The sequence below is a fragment of the Enterobacter cloacae complex sp. 382A5 genome (genome assembly GCF_050031095.1).
Lineage (GTDB): Bacteria > Pseudomonadota > Gammaproteobacteria > Enterobacterales > Enterobacteriaceae > Enterobacter > Enterobacter cloacae.
Genome location: NZ_JBLGVK010000001.1, coordinates 3,201,159 through 3,222,777 on the forward strand (window position 1 = coordinate 3,201,159; position 21,619 = coordinate 3,222,777).

Consider the following 21,619-nt stretch of genomic DNA (forward strand, 5'->3'; position numbering starts at 1 on the left):
TCAACGAATTCGAATAAAATTCACTTTACGATCAACGCAACACCATCAGCAGCGCCAGCACGACAACCGCACCGATGCTCATGGACGCCACATACCAGCGCAGGTAACCGTTCTCGCTGTACAGCAGGCCTTTGCCTGCAAAGCGGGAAAGGATCGCCGGGATATTCATCAGGCTGTTCAGTGGGTCGCGCTTCAGCAGCCACGCAATGCCCAGGAACGGCTTAACGAAGATCATGTCGTACAGCCAGTCGAAGCCCCACGCGTTGTACCACCAGGTGCCCAGCAGACGGCCTGGCGCACTGTTGGCAACGGCAGTCACCAGCGTGCGTTTGCCCAGCCACAGCCATGCAGCAATCAGGATACCCGCGATAGCGACCACACCAGAGGTGATTTCAAGCGTCAGAACGCGGCCGTGCTCAAGCTCGGTGGTGTCTGGCAGTACACCCTGCAGCGGCGGCACAATCATCGCGCCAACGAAGGTGGACAGGACCAGCAGCACAATCAGCGGCAGGTGGTGAGTAATCCCCTTCCCTGCATGAGCGTGAATTTGTTCTTTACCGTGGAATACGATGAAAATCATACGGAAGGTATACAGGGAGGTCATGAACGCACCGACCAGACCCGCAACCATCAGATTGATATGACCATTCGCCATGGCACCGGCAAGGATTTCGTCCTTACTGAAGAAGCCCGCGGTAATTAGCGGCAGTGCCGCCAGCGCCGCGCCGCCCACCAGGAAGCAGACATACACCAGCGGGATGGACTTACGCAGTCCGCCCATCTTGAAGATGTTCTGCTCGTGATGGCAGGCCAGGATCACGGAACCGGATGAGAGGAACAGCAGCGCTTTAAAGAACGCGTGCGTCATCAGGTGGAAAATCGCCGCGTCCCACGCCTGAACGCCCAGCGCCAGGAACATGTAGCCAATCTGGCTCATGGTGGAATAAGCAAGAACGCGTTTGATGTCAGTCTGCACCAGCGCGGCAAAGCCTGCCAGCACCAGCGTGACCGCACCGACGATACCCACCAGATGCAGAATTTCCGGGGTCATCAGGAACAGGCCATGGGTACGCGCAATCAGGTACACACCGGCGGTGACCATGGTCGCGGCGTGGATCAGCGCGGAGACAGGGGTTGGACCCGCCATCGCGTCGGCCAGCCATGTCTGCAACGGCAGCTGTGCAGATTTACCCACAGCACCACCCAGCAGCATCAGCGTTGCCCACCACAGCATGTTGTTGCCTGCGGCGAAGTGTGCCGGCGCCAGTTCCACCATTTCGCGGAAGTTCAGCGTGCCCAGTTCGTTATAGAGAATGAACAGCGCGAACGCGAGGAAGACGTCACCCACACGGGTCACGACGAACGCTTTCATGGCCGCTGCGCCATTCTTCGGATCGGTGTAGTAGAACCCGATCAGCAGGTACGAACAGAGACCCACGCCTTCCCAGCCCAGATACATCAGCAGCAGGTTATCGGCCAGCACCAGAACCACCATGCTGGCGATAAACAGGTTGGTGTAGGCGAAGAAGCGGGAGTAGCCCTCTTCACCGCGCATGTACCAGGAGGCGAACATATGGATCAGGAAGCCCACGCCGGTCACCACGGAGAGCATGGTCAGCGAGAGACCATCCAGCACCAGGTTAAAACCGATGTTGAAATCACCGACCGACATCCAGGTCCACAGCGGCACGCTGAAGGCCTGACGCCCGTTGTTGAAGAAATCGATACCCGCATACGCTGTTACCAGCGCAGCCAGACCGACAGATCCCATGCCGACGGTCGCAGACAGATTCTCAGACCAGCGGCCGCGAGAAAACGCCAGCAGCACGAAGCCAATCAGCGGAAAAATAATGGTTAAGGCAAGCATGTTCATCCACGCAACTCACTTACTGAATCGATGTTCAGGTTCTGGCGGCGACGATGGAGCTGCAGCAACAGCGCCAGGCCAATACTCGCTTCGGCAGCCGCGAGGCTGATGGCGAGAATGTACATCACCTGACCATCGGTCTGGCCCCAGTAGCTTCCGGCGACCACGAAGGCCAGCGCGGAGGCGTTAATCATGATTTCCAGACCGATCAGCATAAACAGCAGATTGCGGCGGATAACCAGACCGGTTAAGCCCAGAACGAATAAAATCGCAGCGAGGATCAGTCCATGTGTTAAGGGGATCATGCGCGTTCCTCCGTTTTTCTTTTCGCGCGGTCGTCAGTGCGGTTGCTCAGCACCTCACCAGCACGCTCTTCGCGGCCAACGTGGAAGGCAACAACCAGACCCGCCAGCAGCAGCATAGAGGCCAGTTCAACCGCCAGAACGTATGGGCCAAACAGCGTGATACCCACTTCTTTCGCGCCGATTGGCGTACCGTCGATGCCCTGGTCGTTCACGCCGAGAATGGCATAAACAATCACCACCAGCATGATGGCCGACAAAATTGCCGGGCCAATCCACACCTGCGGTTTTAACCACTGACGTTCCTGCTCAATTTCAGAGCCGCCCAGGTTCAGCATCATCACCACGAAGACGAACAGCACCATGATGGCACCGGCGTAAACGATGATTTCCAGCGCACCGGCAAAGTGCGCGCCGAGCGCAAAGAACACCCCGGAAATAGCCAGCAGCGAAATGATTAAGTACAGCAGCGCATGCACCGGATTGGTGTGCGTAATCACTCGTAGCGTAGCCAGGATGGCGATAAGGCCACAGATATAAAAAGCGAATTCCATTGCCCTCTCCTTACGGTAACAGGCTCTTGACGTCGATAGGCTTGGCTTCGTTCTCTGCTTCGCCCTTATCTTTGCCGTCGATTGCCATACCCGCCATCCGGTAGAAGTTATATTCCGGGTATTTGCCCGGACCGGAAATCAGCAGATCCTCTTTCTCGTACACCAGATCCTGACGCTTGTACTCACCCAGTTCGAAGTCCGGGGTGAGCTGAATCGCCGTGGTTGGGCACGCTTCTTCACACAGACCACAGAAGATGCAGCGTGAGAAGTTGATGCGGAAGAACTCAGGGTACCAGCGGCCGTCTACCGTCTCTGCTTTCTGCAGAGAGATACAGCCTACCGGACACGCTACCGCACACAGGTTACAGGCAACGCAGCGCTCGGAGCCGTCCGGGTCGCGCGTCAGCACGATACGGCCACGGTAGCGCGGCGGCAGATATACCGGCTCTTCCGGGTACATCCGGGTTTCGCGTTTGGCAAACGCGTGCAGGCCGATCATCCAGATACTGCGTACCTGGGTACCAAAGCCTACCAGTAATTCTTTTAAGGTCATGGTCTATAGCCCCTTATGGCTGCTGCCAGAGAATGACAGCCGCCGTTACCAACAAGTTGACGAGCGTCAGCGGCAGGCACACTTTCCAGCCGAAGGACATTACCTGGTCATAACGCGGACGCGGTAACGCTGCGCGAATCAAAATGAACATCATCATGAAGAACGCGGTTTTCAGCGCGAACCAGATGAACGGCGGTAAGAACGGGCCATGCCAGCCACCAAAGAACAGCGTTACCATCAACGCGGAAATGGTGACGATACCGATGTACTCGCCCACGAAGAACAGACCGAATTTCATACCGGAATATTCAATGTGGTAACCGTCGGCCAGTTCCTGTTCGGCTTCTGGCTGGTCAAACGGGTGACGGTGACACACCGCCACGCCCGCGATAGCAAAGGTAACAAAACCAAAGAACTGCGGGATAACGTTCCAGATGTCGGCCTGGTTGTTAACGATGTCGGTCATGTTGAATGAACCGGCCTGCGCCACCACGCCCATCAGGGAGAGCCCCAGGAACACTTCGTAGCTCAGCGTCTGCGCGGAAGCACGCATCGCACCCAGCAGCGAGTATTTGTTGTTACTGGACCAGCCTGCGAACAGTACCGCGTAAACCGCGAGCCCTGCCATCATCAGGAAGAACAGAATGCCGATGTTCAGGTCAGCCACCACCCAGGTCGGGCTGACAGGAACGATAGCAAACGCCAGCAGCAGCGAGGTGAAGGCGATCATCGGTGCCAGCGTAAAGATCACGCGATCCGAGAAGCGTGGGATCCAGTCCTCTTTGAAGAACATCTTGATCATGTCCGCAACCAGCTGGAGTGAACCACCCCAGCCAACGCGGTTTGGTCCATAACGGTTCTGGAACAGACCAAGCAGACGACGTTCACCAAAGCTCATGAACGCACCACAGGTGACCACCACCAGCAGAATGACAATCGCTTTCAGAATGCTCAGCAGGATGTCGATAAGATCCGGCGTTAACCAACTCATGCTTTTGCCTCCTGCAGGTTATCAAGACGCGCACCCGCCAGTACCGGCGCGATGCCAGGCATACCCATCGGCAGACCGACCTGCCCTGCTGTCAGGCTTTCAGAGATAACCAGCGGCAGGCTGATGGTCTGGCCCTCGTAGCTAAAGGCAATGTTCGCACCCGCGTTCACGCCAAGCTTCGCGGCGTCTGCCGGGTTGAGCTTGATGTACGGCTGCGGCATACGCTGCTGGAATACCGGTGAACGCTGGGACAGCTCGTCGCTACCAAACAGATGGTAGTACGGTGCAATACGCCAGCTACCGTCCTGCGCCTGGAAGCTCGCCGGAACGGTCGTGAAGAAGTCCAGACCGGTTTCGGAGGCTTCAATCAGACGCACGCCCGGATCGCCGTGACGCAGTGAACCGCCCACTTCCGCCTGGAACTTGTTCCACGCCTGCGGGGAGTTCCAGCCCGGTGCCCATGCGAATGGGATCTGTGAACGCGGCGCAGACGGCTGGTTGTTCCCTTCCATGGAGAAGGCGAACATGGTGTCTTTATCCTGCGGCTGACGCGGTTCGTGCACGCTGATATTGGCACGCATCGCGGTACGGCCACTGTAACGGTGCGGTTCACGCGCCAGTTTCTGGCCGCGAATACGGAAGCTCGCTTCAGGCGCGGCATCTTTAATGCCCGCCAGCTGAGGCAGTTTTTCGACTACCGCATCGATAACGTGGTCGAGCTGCGTCCAGTCCACTTCACGGCTCTGCACGGTGCTGTGCAGGGAGTGCAGCCAGCGCCAGCTTTCCAGCATCACGGTGTTGCTGTCGTAGTACGCCGGGTCATAAACCTGGAAGAAACGCTGTGCGCGGCCTTCGTTGTTGATAACCGTACCGTCGCTTTCTGCGAAGCTTGCCGCAGAGAGCACCAGGTGCGCTTTATCCATAATCGCGGTGCGCTGATGGTCGATTACCATCACCAGCGGTGCTTTAGAGAGCGCAGCGTCAACGCGCGCGGCAGAGGCATGGCGATGCAGGTCATTTTCCAGCACCACAACGGCGTCAGCAGCACCGGACTCCAGTTCGCTTAACGCTTCTTCCAGCGAGCCGCCGCCAATCATACCCAGACCGATGCTGTTCACCGCACGGGCAATCATGGTGACACCAACGTCCGCACCGCGGCCTTTCAGGGCTTTGGCGACGTTCGCTGCAGCCTGAATGATTTCGGCGCTACCGGCGTTAGTCCCGGAGATAATCAGTGGCTTCTTCGCCCCCGCCAGCGCCTGAACAATCACGTCGACTTTGCTTTGCAGGTCACGATCCAGTTCAACGGCCGGAGAATTGTTGTCCAGCGCATGAGCAATGGCAAAGCCAAGACGCGCCTGATCTTCAACCGGCGCGCAGTAGGTCCACGCGGCGATATCGTCCAGACGGGTGTTGTCGACGTTCGTCACAAACAGAGGATGCTTCGCGCGCTGGCCGATGTTAAGAATTGCCGCAATCTGCCAGTCAGCCACTTTCTGTGCCGCTGCCATTTCACGTGCTTTACCCTTCACCGCCTGGCGAACCGCCAGAGCCGCGCGAGCGCCGGTCTGCGTCAGATCTTCGCCCAGCACCAGAACCGCATCATACGATTCGATTTCGCGCAGCGCAGGGGTATGAATACCGCCTTCGCGCAGCACTTTCAGTACCAGCTGCAGACGTTCCTGCTCGCCCTGAGCGATACCGGTGTAGAAGTTTTCCGCCCCCACCAGCTCACGCAGCGCGAAGTTGCTTTCGATGCTGGCACGCGGGGAGCCGATACCGATCACTTTCTTCGACTGACGCAGAATATCTGCCGCACCCTGCATCGCCTGTTCAGCGTTCAGGGTGATGAAGTCGTCGCCACGGCGCTGAACCGGCTGACGCGGACGGTCTTTCAGGTTCACATAGCCATAGCCGAAACGACCGCGGTCGCACAGGAAGTAATGGTTTACGGTACCGTTGTAACGGTTTTCGATACGACGCAGTTCGCCGTAGCGCTCACCCGGGCTGGTGTTACAGCCCAGCGAACACTGCTGGCAGATGCTTGGTGCAAACTGCATGTCCCACTTACGGTTGTAACGCTCGGAGTGAGTTTTATCGGTGAATACGCCGGTCGGACAGATTTCTACCAGGTTACCGGAGAATTCGCTCTCAAGCGTACCGTCTTCCGGACGACCGAAGTAGACGTTGTCATGTGCGCCATACACGCCCAGATCCTGACCGTCTGCGTAATCTTTGTAGTAACGCACGCAGCGGTAGCAGGCGATGCAGCGGTTCATTTCGTGAGAGATGAACGGCCCCAGGTCCTGGTTACGGTGCGTACGTTTAGTAAAGCGATAGCGACGGAAGCTGTGACCGGTCATTACGGTCATATCCTGAAGGTGGCAGTTGCCGCCCTCTTCACAGACCGGGCAGTCGTGCGGGTGGTTGGTCATCAACCATTCCACAACGCTTTCACGGAACTGTTTGGCTTCTTCGTCATCAATCGAAATAAAGGTGCCTTCGGTGGCTGGCGTCATACAGGACATCACCAGGCGACCACGCGTGTCTTCCGCGTTTTGATATTGCTTCACCGCACACTGGCGGCAAGCACCGACGCTGCCCAGCGCCGGATGCCAGCAAAAGTACGGAATATCGAGGCCAAGAGACAGACAAGCTTCCAGCAGGTTGTCCGCCCCGTTGACTTCGTATTCTTTGCCGTCTACATGAATCGTAGCCATTAGCATGCTTCCAGTTGGCTCGGCCGAAACCGAGCGTTAATCAAAATTCTGTTTTTACCAGCGTGCTTTCAGCAGGTTCGGCTGAATACCATTGATGGAATGGGTATTGCTGAACGGCTGCTTGATGCCTGCTTCGAATTCGTCGCGGAAATATTTAATCGCGCTCTGCAGCGGCTCGACGGCACCCGGTGCGTGGGCACAGAAGGTTTTACCCGGCCCTAAGAATCGACACAGTTGCTCAAGTGTCTCGATATCACCAGGCTGGCCTTCGCCGCGTTCGATAGCACGCAGGATCTTCACGCTCCACGGCAGACCGTCACGGCACGGTGTACACCAGCCGCAGGACTCACGGGCGAAGAACTCTTCCAGGTTACGCACCAGCGATACCATGCCGATCTCATGGTCGACGGCCATCGCCAGCGCCGTACCCAGACGACTGCCTGCTTTACCAATGCTTTCGAACTCCATCGGCAGGTCAAGGTGCGCTTCGGTCAGGAAGTCTGTCCCTGCCCCACCCGGCTGCCAGGCTTTAAATTTCAGGCCATCGCGCATGCCACCGGCGTAGTCTTCAAGAATTTCGCGGGCGGTGGTACCGAACGGCAGTTCCCAGACGCCAGGGTTTTTCACGCGGCCGGAGAAGCCCATCAGCTTGGTACCGGCATCTTTGCTTGAGGAGATGCCCTGATACCACTCCACGCCGTTGGCGAGGATAGCCGGAACGTTACACAGGGTTTCGACGTTGTTCACACAGGTCGGTTTACCCCACACACCGGAGCTTGCCGGGAACGGCGGCTTGGAACGCGGGTTCGCACGGCGGCCTTCCAGGGAGTTAATCAGCGCGGTCTCTTCACCGCAGATATAACGCCCTGCACCGGTGTGCACGAACAGCTCGAAGTCAAACCCGGTGCCGAGAATGTTTTTGCCAAGCAGGCCCGCTTCGGTCGCTTCGGCAATCGCGCGACGCAGGTTTTCCGCCGCTTCGATGTACTCACCACGCAGGAAGATGTAACCACGGTACGCTTTCAGCGCGAACGCGGAGATCAACATGCCTTCCACCAGCAGGTGCGGCAGTTGCTCCATCAGCAGACGGTCTTTATAGGTACCCGGCTCCATTTCATCCGCATTACACAGCAGGTAACGGATGTTCATGGATTCATCTTTTGGCATCAGGCTCCACTTCAGACCGGTGGAGAAGCCCGCGCCGCCGCGGCCTTTCAGACCCGACTCTTTCACCGCGTTAACGATGTCGTCTGGCGCCATGCCGCCCAGGGCTTTACGCGCCCCGGCATAGCCGTTTTTGCTCTGGTATTCGTCGAGCCATACCGGCTGTTTGTCATCGCGCAGACGCCAGGTCAGCGGATGTGTCTCAGCAGTACGAATTACAGTTTTCATTTGTACTGCTCCAGCAGGTCAGGAATGGCTTCCGGCGTCAGATGGCTGTGAGTATCCTCATCAATCATCATGGTCGGCCCCTTGTCGCAGTTACCCAGGCAGCAGGTTGGCAGCAGAGTAAAGCGACCATCGAACGTGGTCTGGCCCGGCTTGATATTGAGTTTTTTCTCAATCGCAGCCTGAATGCCCTGATAACCGGTAATGTGGCAGACAACGCTGTCACAGTAGCGGATCACATGGCGGCCCACCGGCTGACGGAAGATCTGGCTGTAGAACGTGGCTACGCCTTCTACGTCACTGGCCGGGATACCCAGCACTTCTGCGATCGCATAGATCGCCCCATCCGGCACCCAACCACGCTGTTTCTGTACGATTTTCAGCGCTTCAATGGACGCCGCACGCGGGTCTTCGTAGTGGTGCATCTCGTGCTCAATGGCGGCACGCTCTGCTTCACTCAGCTCAAAAGCCTCGGTTTGTGGTTGTTGATTCTCGTGCATAATTAGCGGTCCACATCTGACATAACAAAATCGATACTACCCAGATACACAATCAGGTCGGAGACCAGACTGCCGCGGATGGCGGACGGGATCTGCTGCAGGTGCGCAAAGCTCGGCGTACGCACGCGGGTACGGTAGCTCATGGTGCTGCCGTCACTGGTCAGGTAGTAACTGTTAATACCCTTGGTCGCTTCGATCATCTGGAAGGATTCTTGTGCCGGCATGACCGGGCCCCAGGAAACCTGCAGGAAGTGTGTGATCAGGGTTTCGATATGTTGCAGCGTGCGCTCTTTCGGTGGCGGCGTCGTCAGCGGGTGATCCGCCTTGAACGGGCCTTCCGGCATGTTGTTGAGGCACTGCTCAAGGATGCGCAGACTCTGGCGCAGCTCTTCTACTTTCAGCATCACACGGGTATAGCAGTCGGAAACACCGCCGCCAACCGGGACTTCAAAGTCGAAGTTCTCATAGCCAGAGTAAGGACGCGCTTTACGCACGTCGAAATCAATACCGGTCGCACGCAGGCCAGCACCGGTGGTCCCCCACTCCAGCGCCTCTTTCGCGCCGTAGGCAGCAACGCCCTGGGAACGGCCTTTCAGGATGGAGTTACGCAGCGCGGCTTTCTCATACGAGGCCAGACGTTTCGGCATCCAGTCAAGGAATTCACGCAGCAGACGGTCCCAGCCGCGCGGCAGATCGTGTGCCACACCGCCGATACGGAACCAGGCCGGGTGCATACGGAAACCGGTAATCGCTTCCACCAGATCGTAAATTTTCTGACGGTCGGTAAAGGCGAAGAAGACCGGGGTCATCGCGCCAACGTCCTGAATGAACGTGGAGATGTACAGCAGATGGCTGTTAATACGGAACAGTTCTGACAGCATAACGCGAATCACGTTAACGCGATCCGGCACGGTGATGCCTGCCAGTTTCTCAACGGCCAGCACGTAAGGCATTTCGTTTACGCAGCCGCCGAGGTACTCGATACGGTCGGTATACGGAATGTAACTGTGCCAGGACTGACGCTCCCCCATTTTCTCAGCACCACGGTGGTGGTAACCGATATCCGGAACGCAGTCGACAATCTCTTCGCCATCAAGCTGAAGAATAATACGGAATGCACCGTGCGCAGACGGGTGGTTTGGACCGAGGTTGAGGAACATGAAGTCCTCGTTTTCGGTACCGCGCTTCATGCCCCAGTCTTCCGGCTTGAAGGTCAGCGCTTCCATCTCCAGATCCTGCTTGGCTTTGGTCAGCTCAAACGGATCGAATTCAGTCGCACGTGCCGGGTAGTCTTTACGCAGCGGGTGGCCGGTCCAGGTCTGCGGCATCATGATGCGCGTCAGATGCGGGTGGCCGTCGAAGGTCATACCGAACATTTCCCAGGTTTCACGCTCGTACCAGTTGGCGTTCGGGAAAAGTTTTGTGAGCGTCGGTAGATGCATGTCGTTTTCAGACAATGCCACCTTGAGCATGATATCCGTATTGCGGTCTATTGAGATCAGGTGGTAGAAAACGGAAAAATCCGCAGCAGGGAGACCCTGGCGGTGCGTGCGCAGACGTTCATCCATGCCGTGTAAGTCAAACAGCATGACGTAAGGTTTTGGCGATTTCTTGAGGAAATCGACAACTTCCAGCAATTGTTCACGCTTCACCCAAACAACGGGTACCCCGGTGCGGGTCGCCTGAACAGTAAAGGCATCCGGCCCAAAACGGTTGCGCAGTTCGCCAATGACGGGGTCATCCAGATGATCCCGGGTCTGCCAGGCGGCTTCTTGCGCGGTTAAGTCGGTCATATTGTTCACCATTGCAAATGGTCCGTGGTGACTGTTAAGCCTGGCTTCGCGCTATTTGAGTAGTGATATGCGAAGGTGTTCTCCAGGCCCACAGGCGCAAATTAAATTTCGTCAGGCGTACGCAGGTTGGTGACGGCAATACGTTCACCACGTTTACGCTCGCGCTCAGACTGCATGTTCGCGCGATAGACACCCTGATCGCCAACAACCCACGACAGCGGGCGGCGTTCTTTACCGATAGACTCCTGCAGCAGCATCAGCGCTTGCATGTAAGCTTCCGGACGTGGCGGGCAACCCGGGATGTATACATCCACTGGAATAAACTTATCTACGCCCTGCACAACGGAATAAATGTCGTACATACCGCCAGAGTTTGCACATGCGCCCATGGAGATAACCCATTTTGGCTCCAGCATCTGGTCATAAAGACGCTGAATAACCGGTGCCATCTTGGTAAAGCACGTACCGGCCACCACCATCAGGTCAGCCTGACGTGGGGATGCACGCAGTACCTCTGCCCCAAAACGCGCAACGTCATGCACCGCAGTGAATGACGTCACCATTTCAACGTAGCAGCAGGAAAGGCCAAAGTTGTATGGCCAGATGGAGTTCTTACGACCCCAGTTGACCATATCGTGCATGGCATGTTCGAGCTTGCCCATGTACACGCTTTTATTGACTTCTTGCTCCAGGGGGTCGGTTACGATCTCCTGTTTTTGCAGGGGGTAACGGTCATTCTCACCGTTAGGATCTATGCGGGTGAGCGTATAATCCATCTTATTGCCTCGCTGTTACTGCTGACGATTAGAGATACTGTTTTCCGGGTTGATGTGTTCACGACGTGAACGCGCAGGCGTCCAGTCAAGCGCGCCAATACGCACCAGATAAACCAGACCGGCCAGTAGCACTAAAATGAAAATTGCGGCCTCGACAAAGCCTACCCAACCACTTTCGCGGATGGAGGTCGACCATGCGAAAAGGTAAAGCGCTTCCACGTCAAAGATGACGAAGAACATGGCTACCAGATAGAACTTGGCAGACAGGCGTAAGCGAGCGGAACCTACTGAATCAATACCTGATTCGAAAGGGGTGTTTTTGTGCCTTGCGCGGGCGCGACCGCCCAGGAACCAGCCGCCGACTAACATCAGGCAGCACAGGCCAATGGCTACAATAAGAAAGATTGCGAATGCCCAGTGATGAGCGATGACTTCTGTGGATGTTGACATACTCATTGCTTACTCATCAAAAGTGATACCAACGACACTGCTCTTGCTGGCAGATGGGCATCACATCGATTCATGGGGAGGAACAAATAACCTTACACTAACTGTCAGAAATGAGACGTAGACAGCAAAATGATGGGGTTTTTTACTCCTTTCTATAACCTATTGTCAACTTTAACAAAGGTTTCTTCACATTAAATTACATCGAGCGATTCTCATTAACATTTGGTGCCCTTTAACCCTGGTGGTTACCTGACTTTTCGTCAAATGCATGTTGTTGAATCGTGTCCGTTTTGGAAGTAAAAAAAATAACCCTCCTATTTTGACAGGATTTGCCAACGATTCCTCCCCCTAAATGGGAGTATTTTCTTGATCTGAGACACGCTTTTGTTAATTCAACCAGTAAAACGGCAACATCTTTCCTGTTTTATTAACATGCCTGGCGCGGGAAGGAAGTGAGAAAAGAATTTGTTCAGACTTTAATCGACTGTATTTTACTCATTGATAATTAAGAACTCTTTTCATTTCACTCTCATTAGCGGAGAGAATTTGTGCAAAAAAAAAGCCACTCCATGCGAAAATCGCACGAGTGGCATTTTTTTACACTTACATTTTGTTACCAGAATTTTGAGCTCTCGATCACTCAAAGTCACCTTCAACGATCAGGGAGTCATCCCCCCCTTCGTGGGTAACATGCTCGAACTGCCACGGGTTATGGTAGTTCTCCATTGCTTCGAACACCACTTTCGCCAGCTCGTTGTTACTGGACGTGTTGTGGCACAGCAGATACTCCGTATCCGGCAGCGAAGGGAGTCCATCGGATTTTCCCAGCACCCGCAGATCCGGGCTCATCATCTCCACCGGACGCGCCGTTACGCCAAGGCCGGCTTTGACCGCTGCGCGAACGGCAGGCAATGTGGAGGCCACATATGCCAGCCGCCACGGAATGTTGGCCTCGTTGAGCGCTGCCAGCACCATATCGCGGAATGGGCTCGGATCGTCCAGCAAGACCAGAGGAACAGGCTCGCCTTGCTGAAGCACATATTCCGCCGCGCAATACCAGTGCGTAGGAGACGTTCGCAGCGTCAGGCAATTAAATTGGCCGGGACGATGCGTGGTGACCACGAGGTCAACCTCGTTCTCTTTTAACATCTCAATCATAAAAGCATTACGCTTCACGCTAACATCCAGCGCAAGCTTCGGATAAACCGAACTGATTCGATTAAGAAGGAACGGCAATATAGTATCCGCTGACTCATCAGATGCACCTAACGTTAGCACACCCTGAAGGTTGCTAAACATTAATGACATACATGCTTCGTCATTAAAGCGAAGTATTTTCCTGGCATAACCCAGTAGCTGAATACCGTGTTCCGTTAAGAGCTTATTACGACCATGACGGGCAAAAAGCTCTTTACCAACCAGTTGTTCCAGACGCTGCATTTGCTGACTGACGGCGGACTGGGTTCGGCAAACTGCGGCAGCAGCTGCTGCAAAAGTGTTGAGGTCTGCGACCGCAACAAACGTTCTCAGCAGATCGAGGTCGAGATTCATTATCGGACGATTTGCATTTATCATATCTATTCACTTTCAGGTTGCTCGTGCGGAGCTGCCCGGGTTGAAGCTGTGTGTAACAGTTAAGCAATTCCTTCTGAAGTTTTCCCTCGCATCCCGGCCCGGCAGACTGCCTGACAGATAGTTATTGTGCTGCTTTAGTGTATATATCAACAGTCAGAAAGCACGTTTCATGACGTTATTTTTATTCTCTTAAACGTTCAGGATATTTAGATGATCGCAGGTTAATGTAAATTACATTAAAGGTATGACACCTTTTCTGCCATCTTTATCGCAGCGCTGTCAACGTTGCAGGTTGTGCTTTGCACACGCCAGCCAGAGATAACTCCAACAATAACAATCAATTAATTCAGAAAATCAGGGCAAGATATACAAATCACATACGTCTTTCCTCTGCTTTCCTTAAAGACATCTTAACTCAAATCCACTTTATTTATAAGTCTTATCGCAATATTCAGGATTAAAGGTTGTTGTTAGGCTTCTAAACTAATTTTATTAAAATTAACTAAAGTTGCATTTTGTAGGTTAATAATAAATAAATTTTAATTTAGATTAAGCTCAATCATTAATAACACTTAACATTAATTTCACATGAGCAACTTTTAACCAAAGCCTGCTATTACAGCGTGATCTATTGAAGCACTCAGATTTTACGAAAAGTCACTCAGGTAAACTTCCGCCTTAACCCTGGCCGCTATTTTATTTTTAATAGCACAATATGCAACAAAGATTAAAATTAACAGCACAATTAACCTAATAAAACGCTTTCATGCATAACTTTAGACCAGAAAATTTCAACGCAGGCAGCGAAAGAGATTCAACAGAATTTTTTCTATTGCACAAAATCTTCTTCTGTTTACCCTTCAAAACGAAGCGAGGGGGGAGTACATTGTTCCGTGCTGACTTCCACGGCAGGGAGCGGCAATAATAGCGAAAAGGTTAAAGGTTCATGTCCCCTATCGAAAAATCCAGCAAGCTAGATAACGTCTGTTACGACATCCGTGGCCCGGTTCTCAAAGAGGCAAAACGCCTGGAAGAAGAAGGCAATAAGGTTCTGAAACTCAACATTGGTAACCCTGCGCCGTTTGGTTTTGAAGCGCCGGATGAAATCCTGGTTGATGTGATCCGCAACCTGCCTACTGCACAAGGCTATTGTGATTCAAAAGGACTCTACTCCGCACGCAAAGCCATTATGCAGCACTACCAGGCACGCGGTATGCGTGACGTTACCGTTGAGGATATTTATATCGGCAACGGCGTCTCTGAGCTGATCGTGCAGGCCATGCAGGCATTGCTGAACAGCGGCGACGAAATGCTGGTACCCGCCCCGGATTACCCGCTGTGGACGGCGGCCGTATCACTCTCCAGCGGTAAGGCGGTGCACTATCTCTGCGACGAATCCTCTGACTGGTTCCCGGACCTCGATGATATTCGCGCAAAAATCACCCCGCGTACGCGCGGCATCGTGATTATTAACCCGAACAACCCGACGGGTGCCGTCTACTCTAAAGCGCTGCTGATGGAGATCGTGGAGATCGCCCGTCAGCATAACCTGATCATCTTCGCTGATGAAATTTACGACAAGATCCTGTATGACGCCGCGCAGCACTACTCTATCGCCGCGCTGGCGCCAGACCTGCTGACCGTCACCTTTAACGGCCTGTCTAAAACTTACCGTGTGGCCGGTTTCCGCCAGGGCTGGATGGTCCTGAACGGTCCGAAAAAACATGCGAAAGGTTACATTGAAGGGCTGGAGATGCTGGCTTCCATGCGTTTGTGTGCCAACGTTCCGGCCCAGCACGCGATCCAGACGGCGCTGGGCGGCTATCAGAGCATCAGCGAGTTCATCGTGCCCGGCGGCCGCCTGTACGAACAGCGTAACCGCGCCTGGGAGCTGATCAACGACATCCCTGGCGTCTCATGCGTGAAGCCTAACGGTGCGCTTTACATGTTCCCGAAAATCGACGCGAAGCGCTTCAACATTCACGATGACCAAAAAATGGTGCTTGATTTCCTGCTGCAGGAAAAAGTGCTGCTGGTTCAGGGCACGGCCTTTAACTGGCCATGGCCGGATCACGTTCGTATCGTGACGTTGCCGCGCGAAGACGACCTCGAAATGGCCATCAGCCGCTTCGGGCGATTCCTCTCTGGCTACCACCAGTAACACAATCATTCTGCCGGGTGGCGCTGCGCTAACCCGGCCTTCAAAATCCGCAAATTTGCATCTTCCCTCCCCTCCCCGCACAATGAAGTCTGTCGCAGTGAAGACAAAAGGTAACCTATGAGTCAGAGTCATTTTTTTGCCCACCTCTCCCGCCTGAAACTCATCAACCGCTGGCCTTTGATGCGCAATGTGCGCACCGAAAATGTCTCAGAACATAGTCTGCAGGTTGCAATGGTCGCGCATGCCCTTGCGGCCATTAAAAACCGCAAATTCAACGGTCAGGTCAATGCGGAACGTATCGCGCTGCTGGCGATGTATCACGATGCGTCAGAAGTGCTGACCGGCGACCTGCCTACGCCGGTAAAATATTTCAATTCGCAGATTGCGCAGGAATATAAGGCCATTGAGAAGATTGCCCAGCAGAAGCTGATTGAGATGGTCCCGGAAGAGCTACGTGACGTCTTTGAGCCGCTGATTGACGAACATCAGTATACGGAAGAGGAAAAGTCACTGGTGAAGCAGGCGGACGCGCTGTGTGCCTATCTGAAATGTCTGGAAGAGTTGTCCGCGGGGAATAACGAATTTTTACTGGCCAAAACGCGTCTGGAGAAGACGCTGGAATCCCGCCGCAGCGAAGAGATGGATTATTTTATGCAGGTGTTTGTGCCGAGCTTCCATTTATCGCTGGATGAGATCAGCCAGGATTCTCCGTTGTAATTTTTCGCCGGGTGGCGGCTTCGCCTTACCCGGCCAACGTTTCTGCGCTCACGCTAAAACGGGAATAACACCGGAATCAGCACCACACATACCAGCATCACCAGTATGGTGAACGGTACGCCAATCTTCACGAAATCGCTAAAGCGGTAATTACCCGGCCCCAGTACCAGCGTGTTAACCGGCGAAGAGACCGGCGTCATAAACGCCGCAGAGGCCGCCATCGCCACCATCATCGCAAAGGGGTACGGCGACACGCCCATTGATTTCGCCATCGCCAGTGCAATAGGCGCCATCAGCACCGCCGTGGCGGTATTGGAAATGAACAGCCCTATCGCGGCGCACATCACGAACAGGCACACCATCATCATATACGGACCGTATCCCCCGCCGATGTCCATGAGCCCTTTAACCACTAAATCCACCCCACCGGTTTTTTGCAGGGCAAGGGCGAATGGCATCATCCCGACAATCAAAATGATGCTTGGCCAGTGAATTGCTTTATAGGCGCTCTCGGCATCAATACAGCGAAACTTGCCCATTAACAGGCAGGCAATAATCGCCGCCACCGGGTTCGGGATCTCGTCGGTGAGCATTAGTGCCACCATCAACACCAGACAAAAAATGGCGTGAGGCGCCTGGCTGTGGGCCGGAGAGGCATCGCTCTCCTCAACGGGCATGTTGAGTACCACAAAATCGCGGCCTTTTTGGCCGAGCTGGCTGATAAGCTTCCAGTTACCCACCACGAGAAAAATATCGCCCAGCAGGATGGGCTCATCCACCACGGCCCCTTCCATCGCCACACCATCACGCTTCAGGCCGACGACATTAAGACCGTAGCGGGTACGGAACCCCATTTCACGCACGGTTTTGCCCAACAATTCCGATTCCGGGATCAGCGACACTTCCGCCATACCCACATCCAGCGCCTGGTCGGAGAAATACTCTCCGCGTAGCACCATCGGCTCCAGCAGCTGCTCACTGCAAAACTCACGCAGATCGACCTCTGCGGTGGACATATCGATCAGCAGAACGTCACGCGCCCGGAATTCGGACACCCCGTTCACGTTGACGATGACCCGGCGAAAGCGACGCCAGCGCTCCACGCCGATCACGTTCGCGCCATACCGTTCGCGCAGCTTCAGGTCATCCAGGCGCTGGCCGACCATTGGCGAACCGGGACGAATGGCCAGACGGCGGGCGCGGCCGGCCAGACGGTACTCTTTGATCAGATCGCGGAAGGTGCGTCGTTTCCAGCCATCTTTAGTTTTATCCTGCTTCTCGCCTTTCAGGGCGAAGCGAGTCAGCAGCATATACACCACACCCATCAACAAAATGACCAGCCCAAGCGGGGTGACGCTGAAGAAGCTAAAGCCCTCCAGCCCTTCACGTATCAGCTCGCTGTTGACCACCAGGTTTGGCGGCGTGGCCACCAGGGTCATCATGCCGCTGATGAGCCCGGCAAAGCTCAGGGGCATCATCAGGCGCGACGGTGAGGTTTGCATGCGCATGGAGACGCTCAACACCACCGGGATAAAGATGGCAACGACGCCCGTCGAGCTCATAAAGGCTCCCAGCCCGGCGACCGTTAGCATGAGGTAGATCAGCATTTTGGTTTCGCTGTTGCCAGCCACCCTCACCAGCCATGCCCCCACGAGGGTCGCCACGCCGGTGCGCACCAGCCCGTCGCCAATAATAAACAGCGCGGCAATCAGAATGACGTTAGGATCGCTAAAGCCCGAGAAGGCTTCCGGCAGCGTGAGCGTACCGCTCAGCGCAAACGCAACGATAACAAACAAAGCGACGGCATCCATGCGCACTTTGCCTGTAGCAAACAGAATGATGGCGATTAAAAGCAGGCTGAGCACCCAAATCAGTTCACCGTTCACAACATGTCCTTGTCAGAGAGAGATGCGAAATTGTGCCATAAAAAAGCCCCACCAGCGTGGGGCTAAATCATGGGATTACACTTTTAGCGAGACGGTTACAATACCGTCTGGCGCCTTAGCGATATCAAGCGCGGTCAGCGTATTGAGCACAAAGTCCGCCTCGTCCAGACGGGGAGAATCGGCCGGAACGTTGACGGCAATAACGTGGCTGCCGGCGTTCAATCCGGCCAGCACGCCCGCTGCCGCATCTTCCACCACCACGCACTCCGCCGGGGGGATGCCCAGCAGTTCTGCACCCAGCAAAAAGGCATCAGGCTCCGGTTTGCCGCGTTTCACGCGCTCAGCGGTAATGAACACGTCCGGCGTGGGTAAACCCGCCGCCTTATGACGAGCGTGAGCCACGGGAACCGAGCCGGAGGTGACAATGGCCCACGGAATTTGCGCTTCATTCAAATGCTCAAGCAATTCACGAGCACCGGGTAACGCGGTAATGCCGTCCGTATCGGTGGCTTCAATGTGTTCCAGATATTTAAACTCTGCCTGAATTTCGTCCTCAGAGCGTCCCGCCAGAAAATGGCGGAGCGAGGTTATGGCCTGTTTGCCGTGGATAAAATTCAGCACGTCCTGATGGTCGATGCCATGTCTGTCCGCCCAATGGCACCATGAACGCTCTACAACCGGTAGCGAATCCACCAGCGTACCGTCCAGATCAAACAGAAAACCTCTACACTGCACACGCACCTCCGTCAGGCATTAATGATTTGTTGAATTTCGTTGCTGCTTAAGTGGTACTGGCGCGGGCAGGCGTGCCATGCGCTCAGCATGCGCTGGTATTTTTCCCACATAGGGGTCTGCGCGTTAAAGCCGTGGGTGCCCGCATCAAAGTGCGTATAACGCCCTTCTGTATTCACCATAAAGCGGACATAGCTCAGATAGCGCGCTTCCGTTGCGGCATCAAAGCCTAAGAAAGTGACGCGGCGCTCGTCAATGGACTGCTGATCTTTCAGGTTGGTCCAGGACACGTGAAGCGCGTGGTACATCTCCATAATGTCGATCACGATGCGGCAGGTTTCTTCTTTCAGCTCGCCAAACTCGCGGTCCAGTTCACGCATCTGCAAACCAAAGCCGCGTTCGACGATGGTCTGCAGGCGGCTGTAGCGCTCAGCGTTATCGGGATCAAGCATAGTCATCATTTTGTACTGGTTGGACAAAATCAGACGTTGAGCATGGGTCATTTCCATCTTTCGACTCCTGTAGCGCATGGCACTTGAAAAAAAAGACACGGTAACGGTGTGTTACTGTGCCTTCTTTTATTAGTCGTTTCGATGATCAATCACAAATCATCGAGGAATGTTTTATCAAGTTGCTTAAAAGCTCGCTTAAGCGTGTCAGCCAGCGCCTGATAATCGGGCTTGCCTTCAACCGGAGCGAGCGCCTGACCGGCTTCTTCCAGTTTCCCGCGAACGTCATAAAACCAGTGTAAAATAGAAGGCGGCAGAGGCGTGATTGAACGCTTACCTAACCACCACAGCCCTTGCATCGGCAGGCTCAACGCAAAAAGCGCCGTCGCCACGGCAGGGCCGAGCTGTCCGCCCAGCGCAATTTGCCAGCAGAGGGTAAAAATAGCGACAGGAGGCATGAAGCGAATCGCGTAGCGCGTGGCGCGGATTGTGCGATTCTCAATGAACATGGGCGCAAGGCGTTTTTCCATCGGCCACGTCTTCGCGTAATGCTGTCCCCGACGAAACAGACTAAAAAAATTCACGGACGGGATCTCAGGTGTCGACATGGCATACCTCAACTTCACATATAAAAATTAAAATTTTCGTGCAAAACCACAACAAGCTATGACAACGTTCAAAATATTTTGTCATCACTACCCCGTATCGGGTATCCTGTGCCAGCCTGATAGGGCCGTAGACGAGAATCGTTAACTCGTCAAATTATCGCATATTATGCCATTGTCTGAAAAATGTTCAAAATGGCTTAAAATCATAGGTATTTCTTCCATCCTGCCAGAATGTTCGTTTGGCATGATGTTAATCATAAATGTCTGGGTCAGCATGCGTTACGCTTTTAGACTCTTTGACGTTTTTTTAGCCACGTATCAATTATAGGTACTTCCATGTCGAGTAAGTTAGTACTGGTTCTGAACTGCGGTAGCTCCTCACTGAAATTCGCCATCATCGATGCGCTCAACGGTGACGAGTACCTCTCTGGTTTGGCCGAATGTTTCCATCTGCCTGAAGCACGTATCAAGTGGAAGATGGACGGCAGCAAACAAGAAGCGGCTTTAGGTGCAGGCGCCGCTCACAGTGAAGCGCTGAACTTTATCGTTAACACTATTCTGGCACAAAAACCAGAACTGTCTGCTCAGCTGACTGCGATTGGTCACCGTATCGTCCATGGTGGCGAGAAATACACCAGTTCCGTCGTGATTGACGACTCTGTTATCCAGGGCATCAAAGACTCTGCATCTTTTGCACCGCTGCACAACCCGGCGCACCTGATCGGTATCGCTGAAGCGCTGAAATCCTTCCCGAATCTGAAAGACAAAAACGTGGCCGTGTTTGACACCGCGTTCCATCAGACCATGCCGGAAGAGTCTTACCTCTATGCCCTGCCATACAGCCTCTACAAAGAGCACGGTGTTCGTCGCTATGGCGCGCACGGCACCAGCCACTTCTATGTGACTCAGGAAGCGGCAAAAGTGCTGAACAAACCGGTTGAAGAAGTGAACATCATCACCTGCCACCTGGGCAACGGTGGTTCCGTTTCTGCAATCCGCAACGGTAAATGTGTTGATACCTCCATGGGTCTGACCCCGCTGGAAGGTCTGGTGATGGGTACGCGTTCCGGTGACATCGACCCGGCGATTATCTTCCACCTGCACGACACCCTGGGCATGAGCGTTGACCAGATCAACAAAATGCTGACCAAAGAGTCTGGCCTGCTGGGTCTGACCGAAGTCACCAGCGACTGCCGTTACGTTGAAGACAACTACGCAGAGAAAGAAGACGCTAAACGTGCAATGGACGTTTACTGCCACCGTCTGGCGAAATACATCGGCTCTTACACTGCGCTGATGGATGGCCGTCTGGACGCTGTTGTCTTCACCGGTGGTATCGGTGAGAACGCGGCAATGGTTCGCGAACTGTCCTTGGGCAAACTGGGCGTTCTGGGCTTTGAGGTTGATCACGAGCGTAACCTGGCTGCCCGCTTCGGCAAGTCTGGCTTCATCAACAAAGAAGGCACCCGCCCTGCTCTCGTTATCCCAACAAACGAAGAGCTGGTCATCGCGCAAGACGCGCACCGTCTGACTGCTTGATTCCACACCGCCAGCTCTGCTGGCGGTGCTGTTTTGTCACCCGCCACAATCAGGCGG

19 protein-coding genes are annotated in these 21,619 nt (G+C 54.4%); 3 read left to right on the forward strand and 16 right to left on the reverse strand.

Annotated features, from left to right (window positions below; all coding sequences use genetic code 11):
• Positions 1-31: 31 nt before the first annotated feature.
• From nuoL to lrhA, 12 genes are all read right to left on the reverse strand, one after another.
• Entirely contained in the window at positions 32-1,873 is a 1,842-nt protein-coding gene (gene nuoL, locus ACQG2G_RS15050; protein ID WP_014832758.1) for an NADH-quinone oxidoreductase subunit L, read from the reverse strand.
• The gene (gene nuoK / locus ACQG2G_RS15055) at positions 1,870-2,172 is read right to left on the reverse strand and encodes an NADH-quinone oxidoreductase subunit NuoK (protein ID WP_003861496.1); all 303 of its coding nucleotides are present in this window, start codon (positions 2,170-2,172) and stop codon (positions 1,870-1,872) included. The genes nuoL and nuoK overlap by 4 nt, the downstream gene beginning before the upstream one ends.
• Positions 2,169-2,723, reverse strand: coding sequence for an NADH-quinone oxidoreductase subunit J (gene nuoJ, locus ACQG2G_RS15060; RefSeq protein ID WP_008500212.1), 555 nt, complete (start codon positions 2,721-2,723; stop codon positions 2,169-2,171). Before nuoJ ends, nuoK begins: the two co-directional genes overlap by 4 nt.
• Before the next feature lie 10 nt (positions 2,724-2,733).
• Complete coding sequence (gene nuoI / locus ACQG2G_RS15065) at positions 2,734-3,276, reverse strand: NADH-quinone oxidoreductase subunit NuoI (protein ID WP_003861491.1); 543 nt, start codon at positions 3,274-3,276, stop codon at positions 2,734-2,736.
• A gap of 13 nt (positions 3,277-3,289) precedes the next feature.
• Entirely contained in the window at positions 3,290-4,267 is a 978-nt protein-coding gene (gene nuoH, locus ACQG2G_RS15070; RefSeq protein ID WP_013098104.1) for an NADH-quinone oxidoreductase subunit NuoH, read from the reverse strand.
• The gene (gene nuoG / locus ACQG2G_RS15075) at positions 4,264-6,987 is read right to left on the reverse strand and encodes an NADH-quinone oxidoreductase subunit NuoG (RefSeq protein WP_061772063.1); all 2,724 of its coding nucleotides are present in this window, start codon (positions 6,985-6,987) and stop codon (positions 4,264-4,266) included. The genes nuoH and nuoG overlap by 4 nt, the downstream gene beginning before the upstream one ends.
• A gap of 54 nt (positions 6,988-7,041) precedes the next feature.
• The gene (gene nuoF, locus ACQG2G_RS15080) at positions 7,042-8,379 is read right to left on the reverse strand and encodes an NADH-quinone oxidoreductase subunit NuoF (RefSeq protein WP_003861487.1); all 1,338 of its coding nucleotides are present in this window, start codon (positions 8,377-8,379) and stop codon (positions 7,042-7,044) included.
• The gene (gene nuoE, locus ACQG2G_RS15085) at positions 8,376-8,876 is read right to left on the reverse strand and encodes an NADH-quinone oxidoreductase subunit NuoE (RefSeq protein WP_003861486.1); all 501 of its coding nucleotides are present in this window, start codon (positions 8,874-8,876) and stop codon (positions 8,376-8,378) included. The genes nuoF and nuoE overlap by 4 nt, the downstream gene beginning before the upstream one ends.
• 2 nt (positions 8,877-8,878) lie before the next feature.
• Complete coding sequence (nuoC, locus tag ACQG2G_RS15090) at positions 8,879-10,681, reverse strand: NADH-quinone oxidoreductase subunit C/D (RefSeq protein ID WP_248766587.1); 1,803 nt, start codon at positions 10,679-10,681, stop codon at positions 8,879-8,881.
• Positions 10,682-10,770: 89 nt separating this feature from the next.
• Positions 10,771-11,445, reverse strand: a complete 675-nt coding sequence (gene nuoB / locus ACQG2G_RS15095) for an NADH-quinone oxidoreductase subunit NuoB (protein ID WP_003861482.1) — start codon at positions 11,443-11,445, stop codon at positions 10,771-10,773.
• Positions 11,446-11,460: 15 nt separating this feature from the next.
• Complete coding sequence (gene nuoA, locus ACQG2G_RS15100; RefSeq protein ID WP_014171000.1) at positions 11,461-11,901, reverse strand: NADH-quinone oxidoreductase subunit NuoA; 441 nt, start codon at positions 11,899-11,901, stop codon at positions 11,461-11,463.
• Between the two features lie 630 nt (positions 11,902-12,531).
• Positions 12,532-13,470: a transcriptional regulator LrhA gene (gene lrhA, locus ACQG2G_RS15105; protein WP_028028060.1), complete on the reverse strand. Its 939-nt coding sequence runs from the start codon at positions 13,468-13,470 to the stop codon at positions 12,532-12,534.
• A gap of 946 nt (positions 13,471-14,416) precedes the next feature.
• Here lrhA and alaA point away from each other — a divergent pair.
• Entirely contained in the window at positions 14,417-15,631 is a 1,215-nt protein-coding gene (alaA, locus tag ACQG2G_RS15110; RefSeq protein WP_061772062.1) for an alanine transaminase AlaA, read from the forward strand.
• Between the two features lie 117 nt (positions 15,632-15,748).
• Entirely contained in the window at positions 15,749-16,348 is a 600-nt protein-coding gene (gene yfbR / locus ACQG2G_RS15115) for a 5'-deoxynucleotidase (protein WP_013098110.1), read from the forward strand.
• Positions 16,349-16,401: 53 nt separating this feature from the next.
• On the opposite strand, the gene ACQG2G_RS15120 is transcribed toward yfbR, so the two are convergent.
• From ACQG2G_RS15120 to yfbV, 4 genes are all read right to left on the reverse strand, one after another.
• Complete coding sequence (locus ACQG2G_RS15120) at positions 16,402-18,234, reverse strand: SLC13 family permease (protein WP_061772061.1); 1,833 nt, start codon at positions 18,232-18,234, stop codon at positions 16,402-16,404.
• Between the two features lie 75 nt (positions 18,235-18,309).
• Positions 18,310-18,969 carry a sugar phosphatase gene (locus ACQG2G_RS15125; protein ID WP_023621503.1) on the reverse strand — a complete coding sequence of 220 codons (660 nt, stop codon included), beginning with the start codon at positions 18,967-18,969 and terminating at the stop codon, positions 18,310-18,312.
• Between the two features lie 11 nt (positions 18,970-18,980).
• On the reverse strand, positions 18,981-19,475 hold the full coding sequence (locus tag ACQG2G_RS15130) for a YfbU family protein (RefSeq protein ID WP_013098113.1): 495 nt from the start codon (positions 19,473-19,475) through the stop codon (positions 18,981-18,983).
• 92 nt (positions 19,476-19,567) lie between these two features.
• A complete protein-coding gene (yfbV, locus tag ACQG2G_RS15135) occupies positions 19,568-20,023 on the reverse strand; it encodes a terminus macrodomain insulation protein YfbV (RefSeq protein ID WP_020690637.1) in 456 nt (151 codons plus the stop codon).
• A 336-nt stretch (positions 20,024-20,359) separates the two neighbouring features.
• Here yfbV and ackA point away from each other — a divergent pair, with 336 nt between their 5' ends.
• Entirely contained in the window at positions 20,360-21,562 is a 1,203-nt protein-coding gene (ackA, locus tag ACQG2G_RS15140; RefSeq protein WP_013098115.1) for an acetate kinase, read from the forward strand.
• Positions 21,563-21,619 lie beyond the last annotated feature (57 nt).

Bases quoted from the DNA above. Each gene is read 5' to 3' on its own strand.
- nuoL (WP_014832758.1), bottom strand. From the start codon at position 1,873: ATGAACATGCTTGCCTTAACCATTATTTTTCCGCTGATTGGCTTCGTG.
- ACQG2G_RS15130 (WP_013098113.1), bottom strand. From the start codon at position 19,475: ATGGAAATGACCCATGCTCAACGTCTGATTTTGTCCAACCAGTACAAA.
- nuoF (WP_003861487.1), bottom strand. From the start codon at position 8,379: ATGAAAACTGTAATTCGTACTGCTGAGACACATCCGCTGACCTGGCGT.
- ackA (WP_013098115.1), top strand. From the start codon at position 20,360: ATGTCGAGTAAGTTAGTACTGGTTCTGAACTGCGGTAGCTCCTCACTG.
- nuoC (WP_248766587.1), bottom strand. From the start codon at position 10,681: ATGGTGAACAATATGACCGACTTAACCGCGCAAGAAGCCGCCTGGCAG.
- nuoE (WP_003861486.1), bottom strand. From the start codon at position 8,876: ATGCACGAGAATCAACAACCACAAACCGAGGCTTTTGAGCTGAGTGAA.
- alaA (WP_061772062.1), top strand. From the start codon at position 14,417: ATGTCCCCTATCGAAAAATCCAGCAAGCTAGATAACGTCTGTTACGAC.
- yfbV (WP_020690637.1), bottom strand. From the start codon at position 20,023: ATGTCGACACCTGAGATCCCGTCCGTGAATTTTTTTAGTCTGTTTCGT.
- nuoI (WP_003861491.1), bottom strand. From the start codon at position 3,276: ATGACCTTAAAAGAATTACTGGTAGGCTTTGGTACCCAGGTACGCAGT.
- lrhA (WP_028028060.1), bottom strand. From the start codon at position 13,470: ATGATAAATGCAAATCGTCCGATAATGAATCTCGACCTCGATCTGCTG.
- nuoG (WP_061772063.1), bottom strand. From the start codon at position 6,987: ATGGCTACGATTCATGTAGACGGCAAAGAATACGAAGTCAACGGGGCG.
- yfbR (WP_013098110.1), top strand. From the start codon at position 15,749: ATGAGTCAGAGTCATTTTTTTGCCCACCTCTCCCGCCTGAAACTCATC.
- nuoB (WP_003861482.1), bottom strand. From the start codon at position 11,445: ATGGATTATACGCTCACCCGCATAGATCCTAACGGTGAGAATGACCGT.
- nuoA (WP_014171000.1), bottom strand. From the start codon at position 11,901: ATGAGTATGTCAACATCCACAGAAGTCATCGCTCATCACTGGGCATTC.
- nuoJ (WP_008500212.1), bottom strand. From the start codon at position 2,723: ATGGAATTCGCTTTTTATATCTGTGGCCTTATCGCCATCCTGGCTACG.
- nuoH (WP_013098104.1), bottom strand. From the start codon at position 4,267: ATGAGTTGGTTAACGCCGGATCTTATCGACATCCTGCTGAGCATTCTG.
- nuoK (WP_003861496.1), bottom strand. From the start codon at position 2,172: ATGATCCCCTTAACACATGGACTGATCCTCGCTGCGATTTTATTCGTT.